Here is a 25,567-nt window from a genome sequence, read left to right as displayed (position 1 = left end):
CTAACGTTTGGACGCTGCTGGCTATACTCAATCAAACGAATTCCCCCGTTATTGATGAGGTAGCATCAGGCTATGGTATTTGGTGTTCCGCGTGCGTGCTGGCTGCTACTGACGGTGCTTTTAGTTAGTCAGGAATGCTATGCCCTTGACGGCAGTCGGCTAAAGCAGCGCGCGGATGCGGTGCTCACCTTAATGAGTTACACCGTGGTACCTGACGTTACCGCCAGCGATCTGAATATTGGCTCCGGCGCGAATGAGAAAAACGAACTAACCCTCACGCAATTTGGCGGCGGCGCCACCTTGAGTGAGGATTTTCCGCTCTATCTGGAAGGCACCCTCGGTTATAGTCGCTACGATCCGCAATTTGTGGTCAGCGATGGTGCCCAGAGCCGTACCATTCCCACCAAATGGAACAGTCTGACCGCTACTGGCGGCGTCGGCTGGGACTTTCCATTGTATCAGGACCGATGGGGCGGAAAACTGGTGCTACGGCCTATCTTCAATATGATGCTGGGCACCATGGCCAGCGATGCACGCCTCGGTCGCTGGGCGCTCGAACGTAAAACGGATGCCGATATTCGCTTCCTCGATGGTGGGCGACTGAACGCTTATGGGTTGGGCGGTTCGTTAATGCTTGATTATGAACTGTTTTCCAACACGCAGGATATTGACATAGAAGCGCGCTATTCCGCGATGAATTTGCAAACCTTCGGTAGCACATCAGAAGCGGTCCAGGGGCAGGCCAGCGCCGAAAATCTGGGTATCTACCTTCGTCGACGCGCGCCGATAGCCGACTGGACGCTGCTGAAAAGCCCGGTACGCTATGTGCTGGAAGGCGCTCATACTATCTATCTTGGCGACCAGCGCGGTGAACTCGGTTTTGATAGCCTGAGTTCGCTCGGCATTGGCCTGGAGCTCGACAGCAGCCAGTATCCGGTATTCATCACCCGCACCCGACTGGTGGCCCGCTATATGTTCGGTAATAACACCGAAGGGTATGGCCTCGGTTTAGCGATGAGTTTCTGAGTGATTTACCCGTTTTCATGATTGCGCTATTTTTTTCATTTTTATTGGCAATATTTTCTTCGCTGATTCGTCTACCTCGATACATACATTTTTATGAGGTAATTGACGATGAGAGATTTTGAACGACACGGGCATCATCACCAGGGTTTTGGACGTCACAGAATGGCGCGGCCGCTGATTATCGGCGCGGTGATTGTTGTGGTGCTGAGTCTGGTCGTGATGTCGCTATGGAACGCATTGCTGCCGGCTATCTTCGGGGTGAAAAGCATCGGTTTCTGGCAGGCTTTGGGATTACTGGCGCTGTGCCGTATCTTGTTTGGCGGTTTAGGTTTTCATCGCGGTATGTTTGGTATGGCTCAGGCGCGTCGACGCATGCATGAACGCTGGATGACCATGACCCCGGAGCAGCGAGAGGAGTTTGCCCAACGTTTCGGCCGCCACGGACATCGCGGCCGTTGCGGCTGGCATGAACGTCGCGGTGGGCAACCGACTGACGATAACCCATCGGCGAAAGCGCCGGATGCCGAGTGAACGAGGTAAACAACGCGATGGCGGGGGAATCACGGCTGCTGTCTGCGCTTGCCGCCTGTCGTGCGCGTTTAAGCGCGTTTATTCGCGGTAGAACCGCCGTACGTGACGATGCCGATGACATCCTGCAGGAAGTCACCCTGCAACTGATGAAAGTCGAGCAACCGGTGGAGAACGTGGCGGCATGGTTATTCCGGGCGGCGCGTAATGAAATGACCGACCGGTCGCGTAAGAAGCGCGAGTTGCCATTAACATTCGATACTGATGAAGATGGCGATGGCGGCTTTGCCGAGGATGAGCTGGCGGAAACGCTGTTTGGCGTCGCGCAGACGCCGGAGGAAGCATACCTTAAAGAACTGTTGTGGGAGGCATTAACCGAAGCGCTGGCGGAACTGCCGCCGCTGCAACGTGAAGCCTTCGAAAAAACCGAACTGCAGGGCTATAGCTACAGGGAGCTGGCGGCAGAGAGCGGCGCCAGCGAACAGGCGTGGCTGTCGCGTAAACACAAAGCAGTGCTGTTTCTGCGCAGCCGTTTGCGAACGCTTTACGATGAACTTACCGCGCCTTAATTCATGCCCGGCAGCAGATAGCGCCGGGCTTTATTTTATCCGTACTCCTATAACATTGTCGCTAGCCACTCGGCGAAGACGCGCACCTTGCGCGATACATGACGATGGGGATAAATAAGCGATAACTTCCTGGAGGGTACCGGATTATTTGGCAGGACTTCAACCAGCTCGCCGCTTTTCAACCAGGGTTGAAGGAAAAGATCCAAACCCTGCATAATGCCGAGTCCAGCAAGGCCAGCGGCGATGTAAGTCTCTGAATTATCGACCACCAGTTTACCCGCTAGCGAAATGTCCTGCTGCCCGGCGTCAGTCTGAAACACCCAGCGCATGGTCTGATGATTACTGTTATTCAGCCAGTTGATCGCCTGATGATGCCGCAGGTCGTCAAGGGTTGCGGGAACGCCGTATTTCGCCAGATAGGCCGGGCTGGCGCAGGTTTTCATACCGACGGTACCGAGATGACGTGCGATATAGTCACCGTCTTCAAGCTCGCCAATGCGCAGGACGCAATCGAGGCCCTCGCGAAGCATATCCCGCCGCCGGTCGGAGCTGCTCAGCACAATTTCAATCTCCGGATGTTGCTGATAAAAGGCGGGGAGATTCGGCACGACCACTAACTTCGCCAGAGCGATAGGCATATCTATGCGCAGTTGACCACGTAGCGGACGCTGCGGGGCGAAAGACTCCATAAGATCATCGGCCTGCGCCAGCAGAGGTTTACTACGACGATAAAACGCCTCGCCATCAGGGGTGAGGTGGATCTGTCGGGTGGTACGCTGCAGAAGCCGAACGCCGCAGTGCTGCTCAAGCTGCTGTAGCGCTTTCGTGACCGCCGGGCGATGGATCTGCAGATTCTCGGCGGCGCGCGTAAAGCTGCCAGACTCGATAATCTCGATAAAAATCTTAATAGATTCAAACAGATTTAAGTTCATTTGTGCCAATGTGCTCCGATGACAACATCGTATTTCACTTTGATTATTACTTATTTAATAACAGTGAAGGATAACTTTTACTATTTTTCCCAACAATAAAGCGGCCTACAGTGGCGTCATCCCAGCGCTAAGCGCCAGAAAACACACTAAGGAAGCCGCATCATGCAAAACCATTCTGTTAGCCATATTCTCGGTATTGAAAAACCTGTCATTCAGGGGCCGCTATCCTGGCTAACCGACGCCCGGTTAGTCGCCGCAGTCAGTAATGCCGGCGGGCTGGGCGTATTAGGGCCGAACGCAGGTTTAACCGCGCAAACCGCCGTCTCGACGCCGCAGGAGACGGCAGAAAAGATGCGTGAAGAGATCCGTAAAACGAAACGACTCACCGAGAAACCTTTCGCTGTAAATCTCATTCCGACGGTTGAAAACGATATCTGGACGCCGCCGATTGTAGAGGTAGTCAAGGAAGAGGGGGTTAAAGCGGTGGTTTATACCGGCTATGGTCAAGGAGCTATCATTCCCTCGCTGTTTGCCACGCTTAAGCAGGCCGGGATCAGCATTATTTATCGTGATATTAACCCAACACCGGAAAACAGCCGCGAGGCGGAGGAGATGGGCGCTGATGTTATTGTCGCCACCGGCTTCGACGAAGGCGGAACGCTTCCGGGAACGGCGCTAGGTACGTTTTCAATCGTGCCATTGATTGTTGATGCGGTGAAGCGTGTGCCGGTGCTGGCGGCTGGCGGGATTACCGACCGGCGCACCGCCAGGGCCGCCCACGCGCTGGGCGCGCAGGGGGTATTTGCCGGCTCCGTGTTTATCAGCACCACCGAGAGCCGCGTGCCGCCATCGGTGAAAGAGATGATCGTGCAAGCTAACGGTCTGGATTTGCAGCTATTTCGCACATTGCCAGATTACTATCGTTCGCTGCCGGGTAAATTAGCCGCCAGGCTGGTGGCGTTAGATAAATCCGGCGCCAGTAATGAAACCATAGCCGCGGAAATGGGCGGTTTACGCGGCCTGCGAATTGGTATGCTGGAGGGCAACACTGACGAAGGCTACATTTCACTGGGAACCGGCATCGGCAGTATTCAGCGGATCAAGAGCGTAGCGGAAGTGGTGGAGGAACTGACGGTTTAATCTCTACCGCTGCGCTCTCACGCGGAAAACAGAAACTCCCCGTATGCGACAACGGGGAGGGTGATTAGCCGGAATTAGCTACCCCAGCGCTGCTGCAGATACTGAACCGCCTGCTGGGTTTGCGGCTGGTTAAGGTTGTTTTCACGAAACAGAATCGTCCCCTGAATACCCGGTGTGGTTTCATTGAGGTCGATCTGTTTTTTCAGCTCCGGCACGCCGCCGTCGACCATCCAGTCTGGTTCATTTTTTGACGGCTCGCCGACTTTATACAGCGCCACGCCGATATAGAGCCGGGTGTGAGTGGGTTTCACGACATCGGCCCACCACTTAGCCAGCACATCATAGCGCGCGGCGTCGCGGGCGAACGGCCAGTACAACTGCGGCGCGATATAATCCAACAGCCCTTGTTGAACCCAACTGCGGGTATCGGCATAGGACTCATCATAAGCCGCCGCGCCGCGGGTGTCAGAGCCGGCCGGATCGTGGGAGCGGTTGCGCCATACCCCCGCCGGGCTGACGCCAAACTCAACCTGCGGATTGAGTTTCTTGATGGTCTGTGAGACCTGCGCTATCAACTGTTGGGTGTTATGACGCCGCCAGTCGGCTTTTGAGGCATAACCCTGACCATATCGCTGATAGGTTTGATTATCGTTCAGCGTCGATCCCGGCGTCTCAGTATAGAAATAGTCATCAAACTGCACGCCGTCGATGGGATAGTTTTGCACCACTTCCGCCACGATACTGGTTATCCAGTCACGGACTTCCGGGATCCCAGGGTCGAGCACAAAGCGATCGCTGGCGGTGCGTATCCAGTTGCGGTGCAGGACAAATACGCTGGCGGGGACCTGAGCCAGGGTGTGGTTAAGCTCGGCGATGGTAGCGGGTTTTGTATTAACCGATACCCGATACGGGTTGAACCACGCGTGAACTTTCATCCCGCGTTTATGCGCTTCATCGAGCATAAACTGCAGCGGATCGTAGCCGGGATTTTCGCCAATTTTGCCGGTCAACATGTCTGACCACGGCAAGATGTGGGAATCCCACAGCGCGGTGCCGTCCGGTTTAACCTGGAAGAAGACGGTATTGATGCCCAGGCGTTGTAGATTGTCGAGTTTGGCGATCAGGGCCAGCTTTTGCTGGCTGATACGGCTTTCCGGGCTACTGGCGATAATTGAACCCACCGGCGGCCAGTCGAGACGAGAAACCGTGGTGATCCAGACGCCGCGTACTGGCTGCTGATTTTTTGCCGATTTTTGCGTAACGGGCGGTTTACTGGCGGTCACCAGAGATTTTGGCGCTTTACTGGTGCAAGTCACGAGCAGCAGTACGGCGGCGGCAACCGCGCCGAGCCGGGTCATGCAGGTGACGGAGAGAAGGCGACGAGAAGCGATAATTATTACTCCCGTAGGCATGTAGACGCTTGAAAAATCACATTGTCTTATGATTCCCCCACCAGGGCAAGCCGCGCTCCGATGCAAAGAAAAATAAAATGCCTTTTGTCTGGTATCTGTACGCGTAACGTGCAGAACTAACGACAACCTTTCACAGCAGTTAGCTGAAAAAGCAGAATTAACCTGGATAATTAGCTGGTCAGTTGTGTTACAACATATTACGAGACGCACAGCTAAGGAGAATCCGATGCGAAAAATATTATTGCTGGCCGCCGTTTTGCTGGCATCCGCACCGATCGTCACCCAAGCCGAAGAGATTACGCTTTTGCCGGCTATTAAACTGCAGATAGGCGACCGGGATTCCTACGGTCATTACTGGGACGGCGGCCGTTGGCGTGATAAAGACTACTGGCATCGTCATTATGAATATCGCGACAAGCACTGGCGAAAGCTAGAGAAAAAACAGCGTAAAGCCTACGAGAAGGGCTACCACGACGGTCGTAAAGACGCGAAGAAGCGTGAGAAAGAATACTATAAACATCACAAGAAGCATCATCACTAAAACATTAACGGGGCCATCAGGCTCCGTTTTTTAGCTACTGCAATTCACCCCTCAAGATTCAACTCATTATTCGCTGCTGTCGATGGTTTGCGTAAACTGTCTTTAGAAGCCTCCCGCAATAATGTCAAATATCACTTTGATTTTTTACAGCATCAGTATTACCTGATGAAAATAAAAATAGCCTACCAAGATTGGTGGGCAAATTTACCGCGAAATATTTTTTAAGACTATTCCATATTCACAGCGAATGAAAAATCCGATTTGCAAAATAATTAAATATATCTTTTAAATCACATGGTTAAATTACACTTTCTTTTGTATGGTCTCTGGTATTACACTTTTTCGGCGATTGTTCGACTTTCTGCGCTAAAAGAGCGAGTGAGATTAATCCTAAAATTTTAAATACGCTAACCACCCATAACTACGAGCCGAAATTGCGTGTTGAATTGACACAATCGATCTGTAAAATTGTGTGGTGATAGTTAATGAAATGTAATAAAGGGATCCACTGCGGTGAAGATTCGTGCGGTAGCTATGCCCATACCACAGCTGGAACCCTTTTACGCACAGTGATTAAGGATATTCAGACTTGTTATTCAAGCAGGAATAACCCTTGAGAAAATAATAGCATTGCAATGGAAAAGCATATGAAAACGCGAGTGTTTTTAGCCGCTATGATTGCGGTTTCACTGGCAGGGTGCGAAGCGCCGCCGAAGCCGCAAATTACCGATGACACCATTGAAACCACGCAGGTTAACGGCGTCAATTTGACCCATCGCCATATTGTTGTTCCTCCAACGGAATTTACCCCGATTAACGCAGAATATCGCGCGCTGTATTCCGCCGCGGTAATGAGCCAGGCCGGGTATGGCGGCAAAGTGATTGTGCAATTAGTTCCAGGTGCTAATTATATTGCATTGGGACAGGCCCAGGACGGCTGGATAGCGTTAGCCAATGAAGGTCAGGAAAATTTAATTGGCTATGCTCCGGCCAATGCCGTTGTCAAAAGTGAGCTGTATGATAAAACGGTTCGCGAACAGTCGAAGCGCCCGAAGGCGCGTAAGAAAGCGACCTGCGTGAGCGTCGACGGAAATACCAAAGCCTGCAAAAACGGCAATAACGGTACCTGGATTCTGGATTAATCCCGCCTTTACGAGCGACACCGTATGAATAATAACTCTCTTTTACGCCAGGTCATGCTGGCGTTTTATTTGTTTCTTTTTACGTTGGTTAGTGGATGTGGTTCGTCTTCACACAGCGACCCTGCCCGATACAATCTTCAGTTCCAGGCCCACCCGCAAATTAACAGCTCTGCGCCATTAAAGGTCAGAGTGTTAGTGCTGAAATCCGATGCGGAATTCATGTCCGCCGATTTCTACTCCTTACAAAATAACGCGCAAAAAGTTCTCGCCGGCAACTTGCTGAACAGCGATGAATTTTTCCTGATGCCGGGGCAACTGGCAAAAAAACTCAGCGGGCAGTCCTCGCCGGAGGCGCGTTATATCGGAGTGATGGCGGAATACCAATCTCTCGATGGTAAAAAGTGGCGCATTTCTCTTCCTCTGCCAACGCCTGGCGAAACCCCTTTCTGGCAGTTCTGGAAACTGTCAGCAGATCAGCTGCAAGCCAATTTATATCTTGACGTTAACGGGATCCGCGTCGTGCAGCAATAGCGCGAGCCCTAACAGGAAATTTGTATGAATAAAGCAGAAAAGGTGGTCTGGACCGAAGGCATGTTTTTGCGTCCGCATCACTTTCAGCGGGCAGAAAGCTACCTGCAAACGCAAATTCGCGAATGGGGCGGATTACAGCGCTCCTGGCTGTGGGGTTTTCTTGAGATTGAACTTGATGATGCGATGCTGCGTCAGGGGTGCATAGCTCTGAGCTATGCCAGCGGCCTGCTGCCGGATGGGACTTTCTTCCAGTTTCGCGATGCTCGTCAGGGCCCGGCGCCGTTGCAAATCCCGGATAACGTCACGGGCGAAAAAGTCGTATTGGCCTTGCCGGTTCGTCGCGGCGGTCGGGAAGAGGTTATCTTCAGCGAGGAAAAAGACTCGCTGGCGCGATTTACCGCGTTTGAACAGGATGTGGAAGATGACAATGCGCTGTCGGTCGGCGATGCCACCGTGCAGTTTGCCCGCCCGCGGCTCACCCTGATGCTGGAAAAGGATTTGACCGCCGAGTGGACGGCTATCGGCGTGGCGTTCATCGCCGAAAAGCGCAACGATAACGCCGTAAAACTCGATAATGGCTACATCCCGCCGATGCTCAACGGCATCAATCATCCTTTGATTTACTCGATGATCAACGACTTGCATGGTCTGCTGGCGCAGCGTAGCCAGCAAATCGGCAGCCGGCTGCGACAGCCGGGGCGTTTTAATACTTCTGAATTAATTGAGTTCACTCTACTTGCGCTGGTCAATCGCCATCTCGGCCATCTCTCACATCTCAAAACGTTGCCGTTAGTTCATCCCGAGTCATTGTGGAATAGCTGGCTGCCGTTCGCCGCCGAGCTGACGACCTGGATGGCGCAGCGCGGTCCGGATGCCGCGCTGCCGATTTATGACCATGACGATCTCGCTAGCTGCTTCGGCAAACTGATGTTGTTGCTGCGCCAGGGGTTATCACAGGTAATGGAAGACAACGCCATTCAGCTGCCGCTGATAGAACGGTCGCATGGGTTGAACATCGCGACGGTACCTGAGAGCAGCATGGTGCGTGATTTCGGATTCGTATTGGCAGTTAAAGCCAGCGTACCAGGTGATGTTCTGCAAACGCACTTCCCGGCGCAGATGAAAGTTGCGCCGGTGAGCAAAATTCGCGATCTGGTGCAACTACAGCTACCGGGTTTGATCCTGCGCGCTATGCCCGCCGCGCCGCCGCAAATTCCGTGGCATGCCGGTTACAACTACTTTGCAGTCGAGAAGGGCGGCGAGCTGTGGAACGACATGGAGAAATCTGGCGCCTTCGCCCTGCATCTGGCAGGCGAGTTCCCCGGCCTGGATATGGAATTTTGGGCTATCCGTAGCCCGTCGGAATAAGAAAGCGAGCGTTGATGATGCAGGAACAACAGGCCGCTGCCAGCCATGGCGTAAGCGGCAATAATCCCCTGGTGACGGCCGCCAACCCATTGCTAAATGCGATCCCCCAGATCCGTCATTCGGTATCTCACGATGACCAGGCCGGTTTGCGCCAGCGTTTGATTGATGAAATCCGCCGTTTTGAAGTGCGCGGTCAGCAGGCGGGGTTACCCTACGAAGTGATAGTCGGCGCTCGTTACTGCCTGTGTACCGCACTGGACGAGGCGGCGGCCTTGACGCCATGGGGGAGTAGCGGCGTCTGGTCGGGCAGTGGTCTTTTAGTGACCTTTCATAACGAAACCTGGGGCGGGGAGAAGTTCTTCCAGCTATTGGCGCGCCTTTCGCAGAATCCACGCGAACACATCAATCTTTTGGAACTGATCAACTACTGTTTGTTGCTCGGTTTTGAAGGGCGCTACCGGGTAATGGATAACGGCCGCACGCAGTTGGAAACCATCAAACAGCGCCTGTGGCAGATGATTTGCGGCGTACGCGGCGGCTATGCGCCGCCGTTATCGGTTCACGGCGAGGATCGCCCGGTGTTGCGTAAACTGTGGCGTCCGGTGGTGCCGCTATGGGCCTGCGTCGCGCTGGCGGGGTTCGCCGCCTGTCTGTTCTATATCATTCTTAACTGGCGGCTTGGCGATGCCACCAACCCGGTGTTGGCGAAAATTTACCAGACGCCGTTGCCGGAAGCGTCGATTGCTCAGCCGGCGGAAAAATTGCCGGCGGTACTTAACCTGCGAGGTTTTCTGCGCCCGGAAATTGCCGAAGGGCTGGTTGCGGTCCGTGACGAAGCGGACCGCAGCGTGGTGATCCTCAAAGGCGACGGGCTCTTTGCTTCGGCCTCAACGGTGGTGCGCGATCGCTACGACCCGGTCATTGACCGTATTGCGCAAGCGATGAACAACGTCAGCGGCCGCATTCTGGTGGTCGGCTATAGCGATAACGTGCCTATCCGCAGCGCGCGCTTTGCCTCGAACTACGAGCTGTCCCTGGAACGCGCGCGTTCGGTACAAAAACAGCTGCAAAATCATCTGACGCAGCCCGAACGCGTAAAAGCCGAAGGGCGAGGGGAAATGAACCCCATCGCGCCGAATACCACTCCTGAGAACCGTGCCCGTAACCGCCGTGTGGAAATTACTCTGCTGGTGTCGCCCGATAATACCCGGGCTGAGCTGAACGGATTGCCCCAAGGAAATTAAGGATGCTGACACTTCTGCTTTCCATACTGACCAACCGGCTGCTATGGGGTTTTCTCGGCGCCACGGCGGTGGCGGCCGTCATCTGGATGATTGGCCCGCTATTGTCGATTGTCGATACCCGGCCGCTGGAGTCGGAACAAAACCGCGTTATATCTATTGCGCTGGTGTACCTCATCTGGGCGCAAAGCCACATTCTGCCGCGTCTGTACAACGCCTGGCTCAACCGCAAGCTGATGGATAACCTGAAGGAAGACACGCCGAAGGGCAACGATCCGCAGCAGCGCCTCAATAGCGAAGACCAGATCCTCGCCGATCGCTTTGATGAAGCCGCGCAAATGTTGAAAAAAGCGCACTTCAGCAAAACCGGTAATGGTCAGTGGACCCAGCGGTTTAGCACCCACTATCTGTATCAGCTGCCGTGGTATGTGATTATTGGCGCATCCGGCTCCGGTAAAACCACAGCCTTAGCCAACTCCGGGCTGCAGTTTCCGCTGGCCGACCGCTTCGGTAAAACGGCGTTACGCGGCATCGGCGGCACGCGCAACTGTGACTGGTGGTTTACCAACGAAGCCGTGCTGCTGGACACCGCCGGGCGCTATACCACCCAGGAGAGCGAGCAGGCGCAGGACGCCAGCGAGTGGCTGAAGTTTATGGGGTTATTGCGGAAATACCGCCGCCGCCAGCCAATTAACGGCGTTATCGTCACGGTAAGTATCTCCGATCTGTTAACGCAATCGACGGAGGCCTCGCGGCAGCAGGCGGTTAATCTGCGCCAGCGTCTCTCTGAACTACATGAACAGTTGGGTATTCGTTTCCCGGTGTACGTACTGGTGACGAAGGCCGACCTGCTTAAAGGCTTCCGCGCCTGGTTTGCCGATTACGACAAGGCGCAGCGCGATCAAATCTGGGGCTTCACTTTCCCGTGGGAGCAGGCAAGCGTTGCTGACTTCGACCTGATGGGCCGCTTTACCCAGGAGTTTGCGTTACTGCAACAGCGGCTTGAAGCCGGGCTGCCGGATACAATGCTGCAAGAGCATGACGCCAAAACCCGCGCCGAAGCCTGGCTGTTCCCGCAAGAGTTTGCGGCGTTGCGGCCGCTGTTAGCGGACTATCTTAGTACCGTCTTTGCCCGCTCTAACTTTGAAACCGAGTTTTCGCCGCGCGGCATTTATTTCGCCAGCGGCACCCAGGAAGGGTTACCGTTCGACCGCGTGATGGGTGAACTCAATCGCGCGCTGTCTTTGCCGCAGGGAAATGAAAACGACAACTGGGACTCGGTCAGTAAAGAAGCGCCGATCCCCGGCGCCAAAGGCCAGAGTTATTTCATTAAAAACCTGCTGCAAAACGTGATTTTCCAGGAAGCCGGCATCGCCGGGCAGAACCGTTGGTGGGAACTGCGTAACCGCGCAGCGATCTGGTCAGGCTATGCGGCGCTCGCGGCGCTGTTAATCATTTCATGCGTACTGTGGCTGACCAGCTACGGCAAAAATAAGGCCTACCTGGAAGAAGTCTCGGCGAAGGTGCCGCAGGTTGAGCAGCAGAGCAAAGCGCTGCAAAACCCCGAGCAGCGCGATCTGTTCGCCATGCTGCCGCTACTCAACGGCCTGCTGGAATTGCCGAAGAGCGCCGACTTTGACGTCAACGACCCGCCGGTTAGCCGCCGGATGGGACTCTACCGCGGTAATGATGTCAGCGACGCCTCGCAGACGCTGTATCAAAAAGCGCTACAGCAAATGCTGCTACCGGATGTCGCCATGCGTATCACTACCTGGTTGCGTAACGACAATGGCAGTGACGCCGAATATAGCTACGAGGCGTTGAAAGCCTATCAAATGCTCTATCAGCCCAAGCAGTATGACGGCAAGTTTTTACTCTCCTGGGTGATGCTTAACCTGCAGCGTAACCTGCCGCAAAACGTGACGCAGACGCAGCTTCAGCAGCTGGAAGGGCATCTGGTCCAGCTACTGGAACCGCAAATCCAGTCATCGCCGTATGCCAAAGACGATGCGCTGATCGCCCGCGAACGGGCGTTGATTAACCAGCAGCCGCTCTCCTCAAGAGTGTATGGTCGGCTGAAACGTCTGCTTGAGCATGACGACAATCTGAAAGCGGTCTCGCTGGCGACGCTCGGCGGGCCGCAGAGCGAACTGGTGTTCTCGCGTAAAAGCGGTACGCCGATCGCGGAAGGCGTGCCCGGTCTGTACACGCCAGATGGCTACTGGAAGGTGTTCAATAAACAGATCGATAACGTCACCAGCGCGCTGCATGAAGATGATATCTGGGTGCTGGGCGCCGCCAGCGCGTCGGAAGATAAACAGCAAACCGATAACGCCGTCCGTCAGCTCTATATGCGTGATTTTATCGCCAACTGGGATCGCTTCCTTGCCGATATTCAGCTCAACAATAGCGCCGATCTGTCATCGCGGATCAACACCGCGCGTCTGCTTTCAGCCAGTAACTCGCCGCTGCGCCGTCTGGTTATCAACCTGAGTCAGGTGCTGAACCTGGCGCGCGCCGAGCCGGATACGGTTAAAAGCGAAAGTTCAGCCGAGCAGGGCAACCGTGCGACCCGAACGCTGGAAGCGCTTTTCCGCCATGATGAGGGCGGCGCAACCCAGGGCGCGGCGCTTAGCCAGACGCCGGAACAGCTGGTAACCGAACACTACGCGCCGCTGATCGAGCTGGCGCAGCCGTTGGAAAAGGGCGGCAAAACGATTGTGTTCGATGATTTCCTCAAACAGATCGACGAACTTTATCGCTACCTGACCGCGGTACAGGATGCCGCCAACAGCGGTATGCAACCGCCGGGCGGCGATGCCATTAGCCGTCTGCAGGCCAGCGCCGGGCGCTTACCGGGCGGCCTGCAAACCATGTTCAGCAAAATGGCGGTCGGCGCCAGTAGTGATACCCAGCGCCGCGATCTCGAAAACGTACGTAAACGGATTAGCGTGGAGGTCGGCGGTTTCTGCCGCCAGGCTATCGCCGGGCGCTATCCGCTGGTTCGCAGCGCCAGTAGCGAAGTCACGCCGGACGATCTGGCGCGTATGTTCGCGCCGGGCACCGGCATGATGGATACCTTCTTCCGTGACAACCTGACCAATAAAGTCGATACCACGCAGTCCAGCTGGCGTTTTATGCCCGGCATCGATGGCAAAACGTTGCCGGGTAGTGAAGGGTTATTAAGGCCTTTCCAGCAGGCGCAATCGATCCGCGACGCGTTCTTTGCCAATGGCGCGACCACGCCGTCATTTAAAGTGACGGTGCGCACCATCAGTATGGACAACCGGATCCTCAATCTGACGCTGGATGTTGATGGCCAGCAGTTGCGCTACAGCCACGGTCCGCAGGCGGTGCAAATGATGAGCTGGCCAGGGCCGGGCGGCACCAATCAGGTGCGTATGCAACTCGGTCTGGCCGATGGTACCACCTCGACGCTGGTGACCAGCGGCTCATGGGCGCTGAACCGCTTCTTTGATAAAGCGCGCACCGCGCCCGGCAGCAGCAGTTTGAGCCGTCAGGCAACGTTTAACGTCGATGGTTATCAGGTCACGCTGGAGTTTGCGCCGAACAGTATTCGCAATCCGTTCCAGCTTCCCCGTTTCTCATGTCCATAACCGCAAGGAAAGCCGAATGACTCACGCCCCTGCGATGAGCTGGTACGGGAAACTCCCCAGTACCGGCGATTTTTTACAACGTCGATTTCCGGACATGCTGGTTCGCCAGTGGTCGCAATGGTTTCAGGTGGGGCTGTTGGCCTGGCAACAGGAGCAACAGCGTAGCGGCGAACGCCAGTTCAGCAACGCGCCGGTGTGGAATTTTATCGTCCCGCCGATGTTGAGCGGCCAGATGGTGCAGATGGGGTGTCTGATCCCCGGACGCGACCGGGTAGGCCGCCAGTATCCTATCTGCGCGCAAATGGCCTTCAACCCGCTGGAGTGGTCGCCTTCTATCCTCACTCAGGCCGGAGAGTGGTATCAGCAAGTGGGCAGAACGCTGCTGCATGCGGTACGTAATGGCTTTTCCGCTGAACAACTTGACCAGGCGCTACTCGCCATTCCGGCGCCAAAGCTGGTAGAGGCGGAAAAGCGTTCGGAAATACTCGACGTGATTGGCTATCAGCAAGATGGGCAAAGCTCCCTTGGTTGGCAGCAGGCGGCGGACTGTTTTGATCCGCAGCGTCAGACCAGTTTTTGGTGGACCAACCGCGCCGATGGTTATCCGCTCTATACCCACGTCCATAGCGGTAATTTGACCGGCCAGCTGTTCACGCTGCTGTTTGATCCCGCCGGTGGCGCGAGACCGGGCCGTCACGGTCTGTATCCGCCGATGTTTGAATAAGCAGGTAGGCCATGAATATTGATGAATTCCTTGCTCCGGTTAGCGCGGAGCAGCCCTGCGGTGAAAACCTCGAATATGACGCCGATTTCCAGGCAATGGAACAAGCGATGCAGGGTAAAGCCGAGCAGCAGTTTGGCGACACCATTATCCCGGCGGAACCCGCTGACTGGACGACGGTAGAAAAGCTGGCGGCTGGGCTACTTAGCCGCACCAAAGATTTACGCGTCATGCTGGCGCTGACTCAGGCGTGGACAAAACGCCGCGGCCTGAGTGGTTACGCAGATGGCCTGCTGCTGGTGCAACAGGCGCTGTCGCTTTACTGGCAGCCTATCTATCCGCTGCTGGAAGAGTATGGCGAAACTGATCCGTTTTACCGCATCAATGCGCTCGCGGGGCTGAGTGATAAATCAGCGCTGACCAGCGCGTTACGCAATGCCGTGTTGTTACGCAGTAATGGCGATGAACTGCTATTGCGCGATGCGCAGGCGCTGCTCGATGGCAGTAAAACCGAATGCGCGGATTATCCCGGCGGCCGTTCGCGATTGATTGATGAACTGGCCCGCGGCGGACAGCCGGGGATTGACGCCATCCTCGCCATTCACCAGCGCTTGCAGACCATCCGCGAACTATTAAGCGATTGTCTGGGTGAAAGCGGCGTGCCGGAAATGGAACAGTTGCAGAAGACCGTCGGTATCGTCGCCGGCGCCTGCCAGATAACCGATATTTCGTCCTTTCACGGGGCCCGCGAGGAGAGTGCCGTGAGTGAACATCAAGCGATTCCCGACGTGCCGCCGCCGTCTGCCGTTGACTGGCGCAGCGCGCAAATCAGCAGCCGCGCCGAGGCGCAGCAGATGCTGGAAAAAGTAAAACAGTACTTCGCTCAGCACGAACCGAGTCACCCCGCGCCGCTGATGATTGAACGGGTACAGCGGCTGATTGAGCTGGATTTTATGGACATCATCCGCGATTTAGCGCCGGACGGCGTTCATCAACTGGAAAACATTTTTGGACGTCGCGACTGACGCGTCCGGACATTATGGCGACAGGCATAAGGTCTGGCGCTCAACCTTTACCGCGCATCTTCGATGGAGAACATCATGGCAATAAGTAAAAGTGGGCAGAAATTTATCGCACGCAACCGTGCGCCCCGCGTACAGATCGAGTACGACGTAGAGATTTATGGTGCGGAACGCAAAATCCAGCTTCCGTTTGTAATGGGGGTGATGGCGGATCTGGTGGGTAAACCGGTCGACAATCAACCGGCGGTCGATGAACGTAAGTTCCTCGACATCGACATTGATAACTTCGACGAACGTATGAAAGCGCTGAAACCGCGCGTCGCTTTCCAGGTCGACAATACGCTGACCAACGAAGGCAAACTGAACGTCGACTTAACCTTCGACAGCATGGACGACTTCCTGCCGGATGCCGTGGCCCGCAAAGTGGAGCCGCTGAACAAACTGCTGGAAGCCCGTACCCAGCTTTCAAATCTGCTCACCTACATGGACGGTAAAAACGGCGCGGAAGAGCTGATTGCCAAAATTTTGCAGGATCCGACGCTGCTCAAATCGTTGAGCCAGATGCCGAAACAAGACGACAGTGCGAAAGGTAGCGAGGAGTAATCGATGAGCAACCCGACTCAACAACATGAGCAGCAGTCCAGCCAGGCCTTTAGCCAGGATGAATTCAGCGCGCTGCTGAACAAAGAGTTTCGCCCGAAAACCGACCAGGCGCGTTCCGCCGTTGAGAGCGCGGTAAAAACCCTCGCGCAGCAGGCGCTGGAAAACACCGTCACGTTCTCCAACGACACCTATCGCACCATTCAAAACCTGATTGCCGGTATCGATGAGCAGCTGTCGCGCCAGGTGAATCAGATCCTGCATCATGACGAGTTCCAGAAACTGGAAAGCGCATGGCGCGGCCTGAGCTACCTGGTCAACAACAGCGAAACCGACGAGATGCTGAAAATCCGCTTTATGAGCATCTCCAAGCAGGAGCTTGGGCGTACCCTGAAGCGCTACAAAGGCGTGGGCTGGGACCAGAGCCCGATCTTTAAGAAAATTTATGAACAGGAGTACGGCCAGTTTGGCGGCGAGCCATTCGGCTGCATCGTCGGCGATTACTATTTCGACCATAGTCCGCAGGATGTGGAATTACTGGGTGAAATGGCGCGTATCGGATCGGCTGCGCACTGTCCGTTTATTACCGGTACCGCACCGGAAGTGATGCAGATGGAGTCCTGGCAGGAGCTGGCGAACCCGCGCGACCTCACCAAAATCTTCCAGAATACCGAATACGCCGCCTGGCGTTCGCTGCGCGAGTCGGAAGACGCGCGTTATCTGGGGCTGGTGATGCCGCGCTTCCTGTCGCGCCTGCCTTACGGGATTCGAACCAACCCGGTGGACAGTTTTGATTTTGAAGAGCAGACCGACGGCGCGGATCACAACAATTACGCGTGGGCCAACTCGGCGTATGCGATGGCGGCGAACATTAACCGCTCTTTCAAAGAGTTTGGCTGGTGCACCTCCATTCGCGGCGTGGAATCCGGCGGCGCGGTGGAAAATCTGCCTTGCCACACCTTCCCGAGCGACGATGGCGGCGTGGACATGAAATGCCCGACCGAGATCGCCATCAGCGATCGCCGCGAGGCGGAGCTGGCGAAAAACGGCTTTATGCCGCTGATCCATCGCAAAAACTCCGACTTTGCCGCCTTTATCGGCGCGCAGTCGTTGCAGAAACCGGCGGAATATCATGATGCCGACGCCACGGCCAACGCCCGTCTGGCTGCGCGTCTGCCGTACTTGTTCGCCTGCTGCCGTTTTGCTCACTACCTGAAGTGCATTGTGCGCGACAAAATCGGCTCCTTCCGCGAGCGCGATGACATGGAACGCTGGCTGAACGACTGGGTGATGAACTATGTCGATGGCGATCCGGCTAACTCGTCGCAGGAGACCAAAGCGCGCAAACCGCTGGCGGCCGCTGAAGTGCAGGTAGCGGAGATCGAAGACAACCCGGGTTACTACACCGCGAAGTTCTTCCTGCGTCCGCACTACCAGCTGGAAGGGCTTACCGTGTCGCTGCGTCTGGTTTCCAAGCTGCCGTCGCTGAAAACCAAGGAAGCGTAATATGATGCCGCCGGGAGGCGACTCCCGGCAGGTACAACGCCATGGAAGGAGGTAAAGAAATGAAATTATTACCACTCTGCACGCTGGGACTGCTCACGGTGCTGACGCCATTTACTGTCGTCCAGGCGGCTGATGATTCCGCCAATTTACTACGCGATCCCAATCAACTATCACGTAATGATGTGCGGTTGAGCGGCGAAAAGTTTCTCAAGGCCTGGCTGGCGCAAGACAATACCCAGCAGCAGTTAAAGGCCAATATGTATCTGCTTGGCGTGATGGATGCAACAGAAGGTAAAGCCTGGTGCGGTTATCAGCAGGCACTGCCGGGATCGCTTCGAGAAAGCGTCTACAGCTATTTCAAAAAGCTGCCCGACGAGCGAATAAAACAGCCTGCGGCGATGCTGATTACCGAAGCGTTGGCGAAGGAGTTGCCTTGTCATGGATAACCACTGGAGAATAAAAATGAACGCCAGACCTTCTTTTGTTGCCGCATGGGCGGCGGCAACGCGCATTTACGACGCTAACGATCCTATTGGTAAAGTTAAGCGAGTCATCGGTGGAAAAGTGAAACACAACTTTGAAATACCGGAACAGCAGGGTGGCTGGTCAAATAGCTGTGCCGTACGCATGAGCTATGTGTTGAACTATACCGGGCATCCAGTGCCGCGTATTGCCGGACTGACAGTATCTGGCGCAGATAACAAATGGTATTTCTTCCGGGTTAAAGATGTTATCGCCTGGCTGACCCGCCAGTGGGGTAACCCCGATATGATCGTTAGTTATCCTTCTTTACCCGTTCAGCAGTTGGCTAATACAAAAGGCGTGATTTTGTTCGAAGTACAGGGCTGGAGCGATGCCGCTGGCCATGCCACTTTTTGGAATGGCTTAACCTGTTCGGATCACTGTTATTTCAATGCCCAGGACACTAATTACACGACGACCAAAGCCAATTTTTGGGAGTTGCCATGAACAGAATCATTATCAGTCTGCTGCTTGCTAGCAGTGCGTCGGCTTATGCCTGGGACGACCCGGTATTGTTTGTTAAACAGCTACCCTATAAGCAGGTTGTTAAAGACGTGGTTTTATCCCGCTGTCTGGCGCAGGTAGCCGATGATAAAAGTCAGTTTTCTGTGGATGCTGCGCGCAGTAGCAATGCGTTGCTGGAGTGGGTGCCTTTCGATATTGAAAACGGTAATGACAAAATTAACGCCATTATTACTAAATACAAAAGTGCCACCAATGACTTTCATTCCGAGAGACAACCCGCAATTCAGGGCGTCACTTTGAATTGTTTGCGCCTTTATCATAGTACGGAACTGGATCAATTAACTTCGCAGATAATCATCGGTGATCCTAATAAAACCTGGAATCAGGATAACCCGCATTAATTTCAACTTTGCATTCCTGCTATTTCACAGCATGAGTGTTAAGACCAGCAATGGGCTTAAGCCTGTTGCTCTGAGGCAGAGGTAAAATATGGATGGTTTTATTCAGCCCCATGCTTTCCTGTTTGCCATATAAGTGCTTTTTCGAAAGCAATAATTTTCATTAACGAAGAGTAGATATTATGGCTATTGATATGTTTCTGAAGGTCGAGGGTGTAACCGGTGAATCAAAAGATTCTAATCACACCGGTTGGACTGATATTACCTCTTTTTCCTGGGGCGCATCCCAGCCGGGTAATATGAGCGTGGGCGGCGGTGGCGGTGCGGGTAAAGTGAATTTCAACGACCTGCACGTAAATGCGCTGATCGACAAATCCACCACCGCGATTCTGAAGCACTGCTCCAGCGGCAAGCACCTGACCAAAGTTGAACTTTCGGTCTGCAAAGCCGGTGGTCAGCAGGTTGAATATGCGCGAATCACCCTCGAAGATGTACTGGTGACTTCCGTGCAGTACACCGGCGCCGATAACGGCGACACCGTTGGCGTAACCTATGCCTTCCAGGCGGCGAAAGTGAAACAGCAGTACTGGGAGCAGACTTCCGCTGGCGGTAAAGGGGCAGAAAGCAGCGCCGGCTGGAATATCAAAGAAAATAAAGAAGCATAATTGCCTACGTGCCGGGGATTTTCCCCGGCCATTCTCAATCAAGGAGGAAGGATACATGGCAAATTTGCAGGAAGGGGGTTATCGTTCTCTTACTATCGGCGAGATAGCATTAGCACGTTTGGTTTTTGGCGACGCAATAAAATATTCTGAAGTTAAAGAACATAATAAAATTTACTTACCATTTAACATGCAATCAAATAATGTTGTAATGACGCCTAATGGTGAAATGTATTGATCGGCGGGCATGGTTATGAGTAAATTTTTTATTATATTGGCGTTCACAATCATGATAAACGCCTGTGTACCTCACCCGGCACAATATCAGACGTTTTCAGTAACACTAAAAAACAATGAACCTTGTTTTGCTCTCCCCGTTAACTCAGGGCTGGATGCGCCTATCACTAGTTCTTCGCCCACCATTATGAAAAAAACGGCCAATGAATGGAAACCAATATCACCGCCAGCGACGTTCAGCCCTACCGCGATGTTAAATAGCCAGCAGTGCCACCAATGGAGTGGTATTACATGGCAAGCTGGAGAATATGATGTTGCACTAAAAGTGTCTGGTAAAAACGATTCCGTTCGTTATGGTGCTCGATTCTCCTTAGTAGAAAGTGCTTCAGGGCAATTTAAGCTTACACAAACTGAATAAAATGTGTCCCCGCAAACGCCGCCGTTCTTATTTCGAGAGCGGCAGCGTTTGTGCGCCAATCATATCAGCAGGAATAGGCTATGCGATTCACGATTATTTCGACCAAAGCCGGTCATCAGCCCCCGCAGGGCAGCTGTGACTTTTACGCGCCGGGCGGTACCATTGGGCGCGGCACGGACAATAACCTGGTGCTGCCGGATGACGACCGCGCCATTTCTCGCCTGCAGGCCATCGTTCACGTGGCGGCAGACGGCGAGTGCAAAATTACCAATCGCGGCAACGTGACGCGGGTGGTACTCAACGAGATCCCGCTGGAGCGGGGGCGTCAGGTTGAACTCCAGGATGGCGATATCCTCGCCATTGACGACTATCGTATCGAAGTCAGCGATCTGCTGCAGGATAGCCAACCGATAAGCCGAATGGCGGCGAGCGGTCAGCCGCCTGTCACTGCGAAACCGTCAACACCTGCGCCATCCGCAGCGCCCACCGTGGCGGAAGCCGCGCCAACCGCGGTGCCGTCAGAAATCTGGGATAGCCTGATGCAGGAATTCTCGATTGCCGACAGTATTTCCAGCAGCCGGGCTAAGCCGCAGGCCGATAATGCGCCGAATCCCTTCGCTGAGCCGAAGCCTGCCGAACGTAATCCGGAAGATCCGCTGGCGATGTTCGCTGATAGCGAACCGCTGTTTGAGCGCCCGCCGGTGGCGACGGACGACCTGTTTGCCGATGACACCCCATTTGATCGCGACAGTATTTTTGCCGACGTTACGCCAACGACGCTGGTGCCGCCAGTTGAAAAACCGGCTCAGCCTGTCGCCGATGAGCCGCAGGCAGAATTGGATCCGCTGGCGCTCTTCGGCGGCGACGCGAGCGCTAAAACCGCGCGTCATGACGATCCGCTGGGGCTAATGGGCGGCGCGCCGCTGACATCGGTAGATGCCTTCAGCAACGATGAGCCTGCTAAAACGGTTGCCGACGAGCCTGATGCCGCTTTTGATTCGCCATTATTAATGACCCAGCCGCCGCAGGAGCCGCCCGCGGCAGCGCGCGAAGAAGCGCCGGAAATAACCTTACCGACGCCGCAGGCCGTGGCGCGGCAAGCCGCCCAGACGCCAAAAGGGCGCTTGCGTATCGATCCCGTACGTCATGAACATCAGGCGACCAGCACGCCGCAGCCGGGTAACGGCGAAGTGCTGCAGGGAGAGCTACTGGAAGCCTTACTGGAAGGCATGGGGCTCGGCGATATGCAGCCGGTGCCGCAGTTCGACAAAGAGAATATGCGTCAGCTTGGTCAAATGCTGAGCATGTTCTCGCAGGGCACCGTCGCGCTGCTCTCTTCGCGTTCGATCCTCAAACGCGGCGTCAAAGCCGATATGACCATGGTACTGGACGACGCCAATAACCCGTTCAAGCTGTTGCCTTCGGGCAAAACCGTGCTGATGCAGATGTTCGGCGCGCGGATGCCGGGCTTTATGCCGCCGAAAAAATCGGTACGCGATGCGTTGATTGACCTGCAGGCCCATCAGTTAGGGATGATCTCGGGGATCCGCGCCATTATTGCCGCGATGCTGCAGTCCTTTAATCCCGAGCAGCTGGAAGAAGAGGCTAAGCGCGATGGCCATACTTCGCGCCTGGCGCTTCCGGCCAGCCGCAAAGCGGCGTTATGGGACTATTTTGTCCGTACCTACGGCGAAACCGCCGGGGAAATTGAAGACGATTTCCACACCCTGTTTGGCGAAGCGTTCCTCTATGCCTATGACATGGAAGTGAATCAGTACAAAGACTCACAGAGCGGATCGGAAGAATAATGGACATTACCACGGCTTCTCTTTCCCGCCAGGGAACGCGCGCCAGCAATCAGGATCAGACCGGCGAATGCGTGGGTGAGCGCTCCGCCTGCTTTGTGGTCTGCGACGGTATTGCCGGGTTGCCCGGCGGCGAGGTGGCGGCGGAACTGGCGCGCAACGCGATTCTGGATCGGTTTGACGGCGATAATCATCTGAACGCCCAGACCATTCGCCAGTATGTACAGCAGGCCAACGGCGCCATTCTCCAGCAACAGCAGGCGACGCCGGATTATCGGCGAATGGGCACCACGCTGGTGAGCCTGTTTATCGATCGCGATTATAAGCTGGCCTATTGGGCCCACGCCGGTGATAGCCGGTTATACCTGTTTCGCCGCGGCTGGCTGTACCACGTCACCACTGACCACAGTCTGGTCCAACAGATGAAAGATGCCGGACATCAGACCGACGATATTAACAGCAACCTACTGTACCGAGCGTTAGGCATGGCCAGCGACGGTGCGGAAGCCAGCTATAGCGATGTGGTGCCGGTCGAAGATGGCGATGCCTTTTTGCTCTGTACCGATGGTTTCTGGCACGGCGTTGGCGAAGAGCAGATGAAATCCTCCCTGCAGATGGTCAACACCCCGCAGGAGTGGTTAACCCTGATGAATCAGTATCTTCAGAGAAACAATGACGGCGACCAGGCCTCGCAGGACAACTACAGCGCCGTCGCGGTATGGATGGGCAGTCCGGAAGAGGCGACGCTGCTGCACTCGCTGGCCGATGCCGCGCAATTTTTCCCCCTGCGGGATTGAGACAGGCTAAGAAGGATTTTTATGAAACATTGGATATTGGGTGCGGCACTATTTGCCGCCACCGGCGTCGCGCAGGCGGAAAACTACCGTATCGTGCAATCGCCTTCGCAAAAACTGGATGTCTGGATCGATAACATCAAGGGCAATACCGCGCAGAGCTGGTGCGCTAATGAAGTGGCGCTACGCATCGTCGCCAACGGCAACAAGAACGTCAAGATACTGGATAACTTCCTGCCGCGCGTCGGCGCGTTAATGGAGCATCAGTGTTCGCGTTTGCAGCAGCTGAACTGGACGCTGGTTGATGCTAACAACGGGCATATCGCCCAGGGTAGCGCGGCGAAAAACAAAAAATGGGCGGTAAAAGTCGCGCCGGCCGATACCGCGGCGGCGGAAAAGCCCGTCGCGCCAGCCTGGCTGCCGCCGGAAGAGAAGGCGGAAAAACTGTCTCCCGCCGCCGACCGTACGCCGTGGCAGGAGTTCACATTGCAGGGCGGCTGTCGACTGCGCACCTTCTGGCAGGAAAGCGCCGCCGCCTTATTCATTCCCGCTGTTGAATCCGGTAGTTGCGAAAAGGGCGGCTGGCTGAGCGGTCGCACCGTCATCACTCAATCCGTTAACGGTAAAGAAAAGCAGAGCACCGTGACGTTTGTGCACGGCTTCCCGGTGGTGGGTCTCAATGCCGCCGCTGACCCCAACAAACTTCTGATCACCGCGGTCAATAACCAACGCATGGTAGTCAGCAATGAAAACGCTCAACAAAGCTGGATGATCCTGCCTTATGACCCCGGGCAAAATGGTTGGCAGATGACCGGCACGCTGGCTATCGAAATGTCTCGCGAACTGGCCAACGATCCGTCGCGTCTACAGGCGCGGATAGAGGCGGCGCGTAGCGTCTGGACGCCGTGGCTGGCGCCGGATATCAAACTCAACGTTGTGCTGATCGACGGCCTGCACCCGCTGCTGCGTAACCCGGCGGCAGGCGCATGGCGCGCGGCGAACTAAGGAGCAACGATGAACACGCTATATCAACAGCTGGCTGGCGAAAGCGTCGGCGCGGCGCTGCAGCGCCTGGAAAGCGAGATCAAAAGCCGTCCCGCCGATGCCGATTTACGTGCGGCGTTCGTCCAGTTTCTATGCCTGAGCGGTAACTGGACGCGCGCGTTGGCGCAGCTAAAAAGCTGGCTGGCGCTGAAGCCGCATGCCAGGCCAACGGTCACCCTGCTGGAACAGAGCATTCAGGGCGAGCAGCAGCGCGATGCGGTATTTGCCGGCAGCGCCCGCCCGCAGATGCCGGACAGCCAGTGGCCGTGGCTGTCTGCGCTGGCCTCCGCGCTTTGTGCTGATTCAGAAACCGCCCAGCGACAGCGGCTGGCCGCCTTTGAACAGGCGCCCCTTAATCCTGGTAATCTCAATCAGGCGGATACCCCCGCGGTCGCTTTTCACTGGTTGATGGACGGCGACGCGCGTCTGGGCCCGGTTTGCGAACTTATCTTCAATGGACGGTATTGCTGGCTGCCTTTTACCGCTATCGCCGAAATTCGTTTTCAGGCCCCGGCGAGCGTCACCGATCTGGTGTGGCGCCATGCGCTGGTACGCCTGACCGATGGTAGCGAGCAAGTGTGTCAGATCCCAGCGCGTTACCCTGTCACGCCGCAGGCGGAGGCGCGCTTCCAGCTGGGCCGCGCCACCGAGTGGCAGCCGCTGGACGACGAAGGCGCGCTGTATCAGGGCCACGGGCAGAAAGTGTGGCTTAACGATAACGATGAATTCCCGATTCTCTCTCTCGACGTGGTGAGTTTTGCATGAACAAACCGGTACGCGACGGTGACGCGCTGCGCAGCGGCTGGCAGGCGCGTAGTAAGCAAGAGACCATTGGCGCCCGCGATAAGATGCAGCCGTCGCTGCTCGACCGCCTGACCGATAATCAGCCGCAGAAAAAATCGGAGCCGCTTAACAGCAACCTGATCACCCACAGTACGCTGCGCCGTCACGTGCTGCGCGATCTGCAGTGGCTGTTTAATACCATCAATCATGACGATCCGCAGGCGTTGGCCGCGTTGGCGCACGTGCGCCGTTCGGTGGTTAATTTCGGCGTCGCGCCGCTGGCCGGGAAACGGATGTCGGATATTGAATGGCAGGATATACAACGCAAACTTACCGAGGCGATTATTAGCTTCGAACCGCGCATTCTGCCGCAGGGGCTGCAGGTCCGCTGTATTTCTGATACCCAGTCACTGGATTTACATAACGTCCTGTCGATTGAAATTAAAGGGCGGCTGTGGTGCGTACCGTATCCATTAGAGTTTCTGTTCCGTACCGATGTGGATCTTGAAAATGGCCACTTTGAATTGAAAGACGCGGGGTAAC

General features: G+C 55.2%; 27 protein-coding genes. 25 read left to right on the top strand and 2 right to left on the bottom strand.

Annotated features, from left to right (window positions below):
* Positions 1-72 precede the first annotated feature (72 nt).
* The 3 genes from PGR29_RS01705 (at position 73) to PGR29_RS01695 (ending at position 2,123) form a co-directional block, all read left to right on the top strand.
* Entirely contained in the window at positions 73-1,026 is a 954-nt protein-coding gene (locus tag PGR29_RS01705; RefSeq protein WP_316423927.1) for a hypothetical protein, read from the top strand.
* Between the two features lie 108 nt (positions 1,027-1,134).
* A complete protein-coding gene (locus PGR29_RS01700; protein ID WP_026612304.1) occupies positions 1,135-1,557 on the top strand; it encodes a hypothetical protein in 423 nt (140 codons plus the stop codon).
* A gap of 17 nt (positions 1,558-1,574) precedes the next feature.
* Positions 1,575-2,123: an RNA polymerase sigma factor gene (locus tag PGR29_RS01695; protein ID WP_015366547.1), complete on the top strand. Its 549-nt coding sequence runs from the start codon at positions 1,575-1,577 to the stop codon at positions 2,121-2,123.
* 47 nt (positions 2,124-2,170) lie between these two features.
* Here PGR29_RS01695 and PGR29_RS01690 read toward each other — a convergent pair whose 3' ends face one another.
* Positions 2,171-3,055 carry a LysR family transcriptional regulator gene (locus PGR29_RS01690; RefSeq protein ID WP_316423926.1) on the bottom strand — a complete coding sequence of 295 codons (885 nt, stop codon included), beginning with the start codon at positions 3,053-3,055 and terminating at the stop codon, positions 2,171-2,173.
* Positions 3,056-3,217: 162 nt separating this feature from the next.
* Between PGR29_RS01690 and PGR29_RS01685 the strand changes: the two genes are divergently transcribed.
* Positions 3,218-4,195: an NAD(P)H-dependent flavin oxidoreductase gene (locus PGR29_RS01685; protein WP_015705465.1), complete on the top strand. Its 978-nt coding sequence runs from the start codon at positions 3,218-3,220 to the stop codon at positions 4,193-4,195.
* A 74-nt stretch (positions 4,196-4,269) separates the two neighbouring features.
* On the opposite strand, the gene PGR29_RS01680 is transcribed toward PGR29_RS01685, so the two are convergent.
* Positions 4,270-5,553, bottom strand: a complete 1,284-nt coding sequence (locus PGR29_RS01680) for a glycoside hydrolase family 10 protein (RefSeq protein ID WP_316424334.1) — start codon at positions 5,551-5,553, stop codon at positions 4,270-4,272.
* A gap of 280 nt (positions 5,554-5,833) precedes the next feature.
* On the opposite strand from PGR29_RS01680, the gene PGR29_RS01675 reads away from it, so the two are divergent.
* From PGR29_RS01675 to tssE, 21 genes are all read left to right on the top strand, one after another.
* Positions 5,834-6,148 carry a DUF2502 domain-containing protein gene (locus tag PGR29_RS01675; RefSeq protein WP_087860815.1) on the top strand — a complete coding sequence of 105 codons (315 nt, stop codon included), beginning with the start codon at positions 5,834-5,836 and terminating at the stop codon, positions 6,146-6,148.
* 647 nt (positions 6,149-6,795) lie between these two features.
* Positions 6,796-7,290 (top strand): hypothetical protein, encoded by a 495-nt coding sequence (locus tag PGR29_RS01670; protein ID WP_015366552.1) that lies wholly within the window; start codon positions 6,796-6,798, stop codon positions 7,288-7,290.
* A 24-nt stretch (positions 7,291-7,314) separates the two neighbouring features.
* Entirely contained in the window at positions 7,315-7,821 is a 507-nt protein-coding gene (tssJ, locus tag PGR29_RS01665) for a type VI secretion system lipoprotein TssJ (protein ID WP_101704605.1), read from the top strand.
* 24 nt (positions 7,822-7,845) lie between these two features.
* Entirely contained in the window at positions 7,846-9,189 is a 1,344-nt protein-coding gene (tssK, locus tag PGR29_RS01660; RefSeq protein WP_316423925.1) for a type VI secretion system baseplate subunit TssK, read from the top strand.
* Positions 9,190-9,203: 14 nt separating this feature from the next.
* Positions 9,204-10,433, top strand: coding sequence for a DotU family type VI secretion system protein (locus PGR29_RS01655; RefSeq protein ID WP_032714535.1), 1,230 nt, complete (start codon positions 9,204-9,206; stop codon positions 10,431-10,433).
* A 2-nt stretch (positions 10,434-10,435) separates the two neighbouring features.
* Positions 10,436-14,047, top strand: a complete 3,612-nt coding sequence (gene tssM, locus PGR29_RS01650; protein ID WP_316423924.1) for a type VI secretion system membrane subunit TssM — start codon at positions 10,436-10,438, stop codon at positions 14,045-14,047.
* A gap of 16 nt (positions 14,048-14,063) precedes the next feature.
* Positions 14,064-14,771: a type VI secretion system-associated protein TagF gene (gene tagF, locus PGR29_RS01645; RefSeq protein ID WP_015366557.1), complete on the top strand. Its 708-nt coding sequence runs from the start codon at positions 14,064-14,066 to the stop codon at positions 14,769-14,771.
* A gap of 11 nt (positions 14,772-14,782) precedes the next feature.
* Positions 14,783-15,793: a type VI secretion system protein TssA gene (gene tssA / locus PGR29_RS01640; RefSeq protein ID WP_316423923.1), complete on the top strand. Its 1,011-nt coding sequence runs from the start codon at positions 14,783-14,785 to the stop codon at positions 15,791-15,793.
* Between the two features lie 75 nt (positions 15,794-15,868).
* Positions 15,869-16,393, top strand: coding sequence for a type VI secretion system contractile sheath small subunit (gene tssB, locus PGR29_RS01635; RefSeq protein ID WP_015366559.1), 525 nt, complete (start codon positions 15,869-15,871; stop codon positions 16,391-16,393).
* Positions 16,394-16,396: 3 nt separating this feature from the next.
* On the top strand, positions 16,397-17,896 hold the full coding sequence (gene tssC / locus PGR29_RS01630; protein WP_015705459.1) for a type VI secretion system contractile sheath large subunit: 1,500 nt from the start codon (positions 16,397-16,399) through the stop codon (positions 17,894-17,896).
* Positions 17,897-17,955: 59 nt separating this feature from the next.
* Positions 17,956-18,342 carry a Rap1a/Tai family immunity protein gene (locus tag PGR29_RS01625; RefSeq protein ID WP_228302251.1) on the top strand — a complete coding sequence of 129 codons (387 nt, stop codon included), beginning with the start codon at positions 17,956-17,958 and terminating at the stop codon, positions 18,340-18,342.
* A 16-nt stretch (positions 18,343-18,358) separates the two neighbouring features.
* Complete coding sequence (locus PGR29_RS01620; RefSeq protein ID WP_182941316.1) at positions 18,359-18,865, top strand: type VI secretion system amidase effector protein Tae4; 507 nt, start codon at positions 18,359-18,361, stop codon at positions 18,863-18,865.
* Entirely contained in the window at positions 18,862-19,284 is a 423-nt protein-coding gene (locus PGR29_RS01615) for a T6SS amidase immunity protein Tai4 family protein (protein WP_113373351.1), read from the top strand. Before PGR29_RS01620 ends, PGR29_RS01615 begins: the two co-directional genes overlap by 4 nt.
* A gap of 179 nt (positions 19,285-19,463) precedes the next feature.
* On the top strand, positions 19,464-19,946 hold the full coding sequence (locus tag PGR29_RS01610; RefSeq protein WP_015366565.1) for an Hcp family type VI secretion system effector: 483 nt from the start codon (positions 19,464-19,466) through the stop codon (positions 19,944-19,946).
* A gap of 55 nt (positions 19,947-20,001) precedes the next feature.
* Positions 20,002-20,181 carry a hypothetical protein gene (locus PGR29_RS01605; protein ID WP_316423922.1) on the top strand — a complete coding sequence of 60 codons (180 nt, stop codon included), beginning with the start codon at positions 20,002-20,004 and terminating at the stop codon, positions 20,179-20,181.
* A 9-nt stretch (positions 20,182-20,190) separates the two neighbouring features.
* Positions 20,191-20,598, top strand: a complete 408-nt coding sequence (locus PGR29_RS01600; protein ID WP_213794026.1) for a putative T6SS immunity periplasmic lipoprotein — start codon at positions 20,191-20,193, stop codon at positions 20,596-20,598.
* 80 nt (positions 20,599-20,678) lie between these two features.
* Complete coding sequence (gene tagH / locus PGR29_RS01595) at positions 20,679-22,406, top strand: type VI secretion system-associated FHA domain protein TagH (protein ID WP_087860809.1); 1,728 nt, start codon at positions 20,679-20,681, stop codon at positions 22,404-22,406.
* On the top strand, positions 22,406-23,200 hold the full coding sequence (locus PGR29_RS01590; RefSeq protein WP_015705455.1) for a PP2C family protein-serine/threonine phosphatase: 795 nt from the start codon (positions 22,406-22,408) through the stop codon (positions 23,198-23,200). The genes tagH and PGR29_RS01590 overlap by 1 nt, the downstream gene beginning before the upstream one ends.
* A 21-nt stretch (positions 23,201-23,221) precedes the next feature.
* Positions 23,222-24,202: a hypothetical protein gene (locus PGR29_RS01585; protein WP_087860808.1), complete on the top strand. Its 981-nt coding sequence runs from the start codon at positions 23,222-23,224 to the stop codon at positions 24,200-24,202.
* A gap of 9 nt (positions 24,203-24,211) precedes the next feature.
* On the top strand, positions 24,212-25,006 hold the full coding sequence (locus PGR29_RS01580) for a type VI secretion system accessory protein TagJ (RefSeq protein WP_316423921.1): 795 nt from the start codon (positions 24,212-24,214) through the stop codon (positions 25,004-25,006).
* A complete protein-coding gene (gene tssE, locus PGR29_RS01575) occupies positions 25,003-25,566 on the top strand; it encodes a type VI secretion system baseplate subunit TssE (RefSeq protein ID WP_015705452.1) in 564 nt (187 codons plus the stop codon). The genes PGR29_RS01580 and tssE overlap by 4 nt, the downstream gene beginning before the upstream one ends.
* Position 25,567: the final 1 nt, after the last annotated feature.

It is taken from the genome of Klebsiella sp. 141203 (genome assembly GCF_032601985.1).
Classification (GTDB): Bacteria; Pseudomonadota; Gammaproteobacteria; order Enterobacterales; family Enterobacteriaceae; genus Klebsiella; species Klebsiella aerogenes.
Note: the sequence above shows the minus strand (reverse complement) of the source record. Positions and strands in the feature narration are given on the sequence as shown.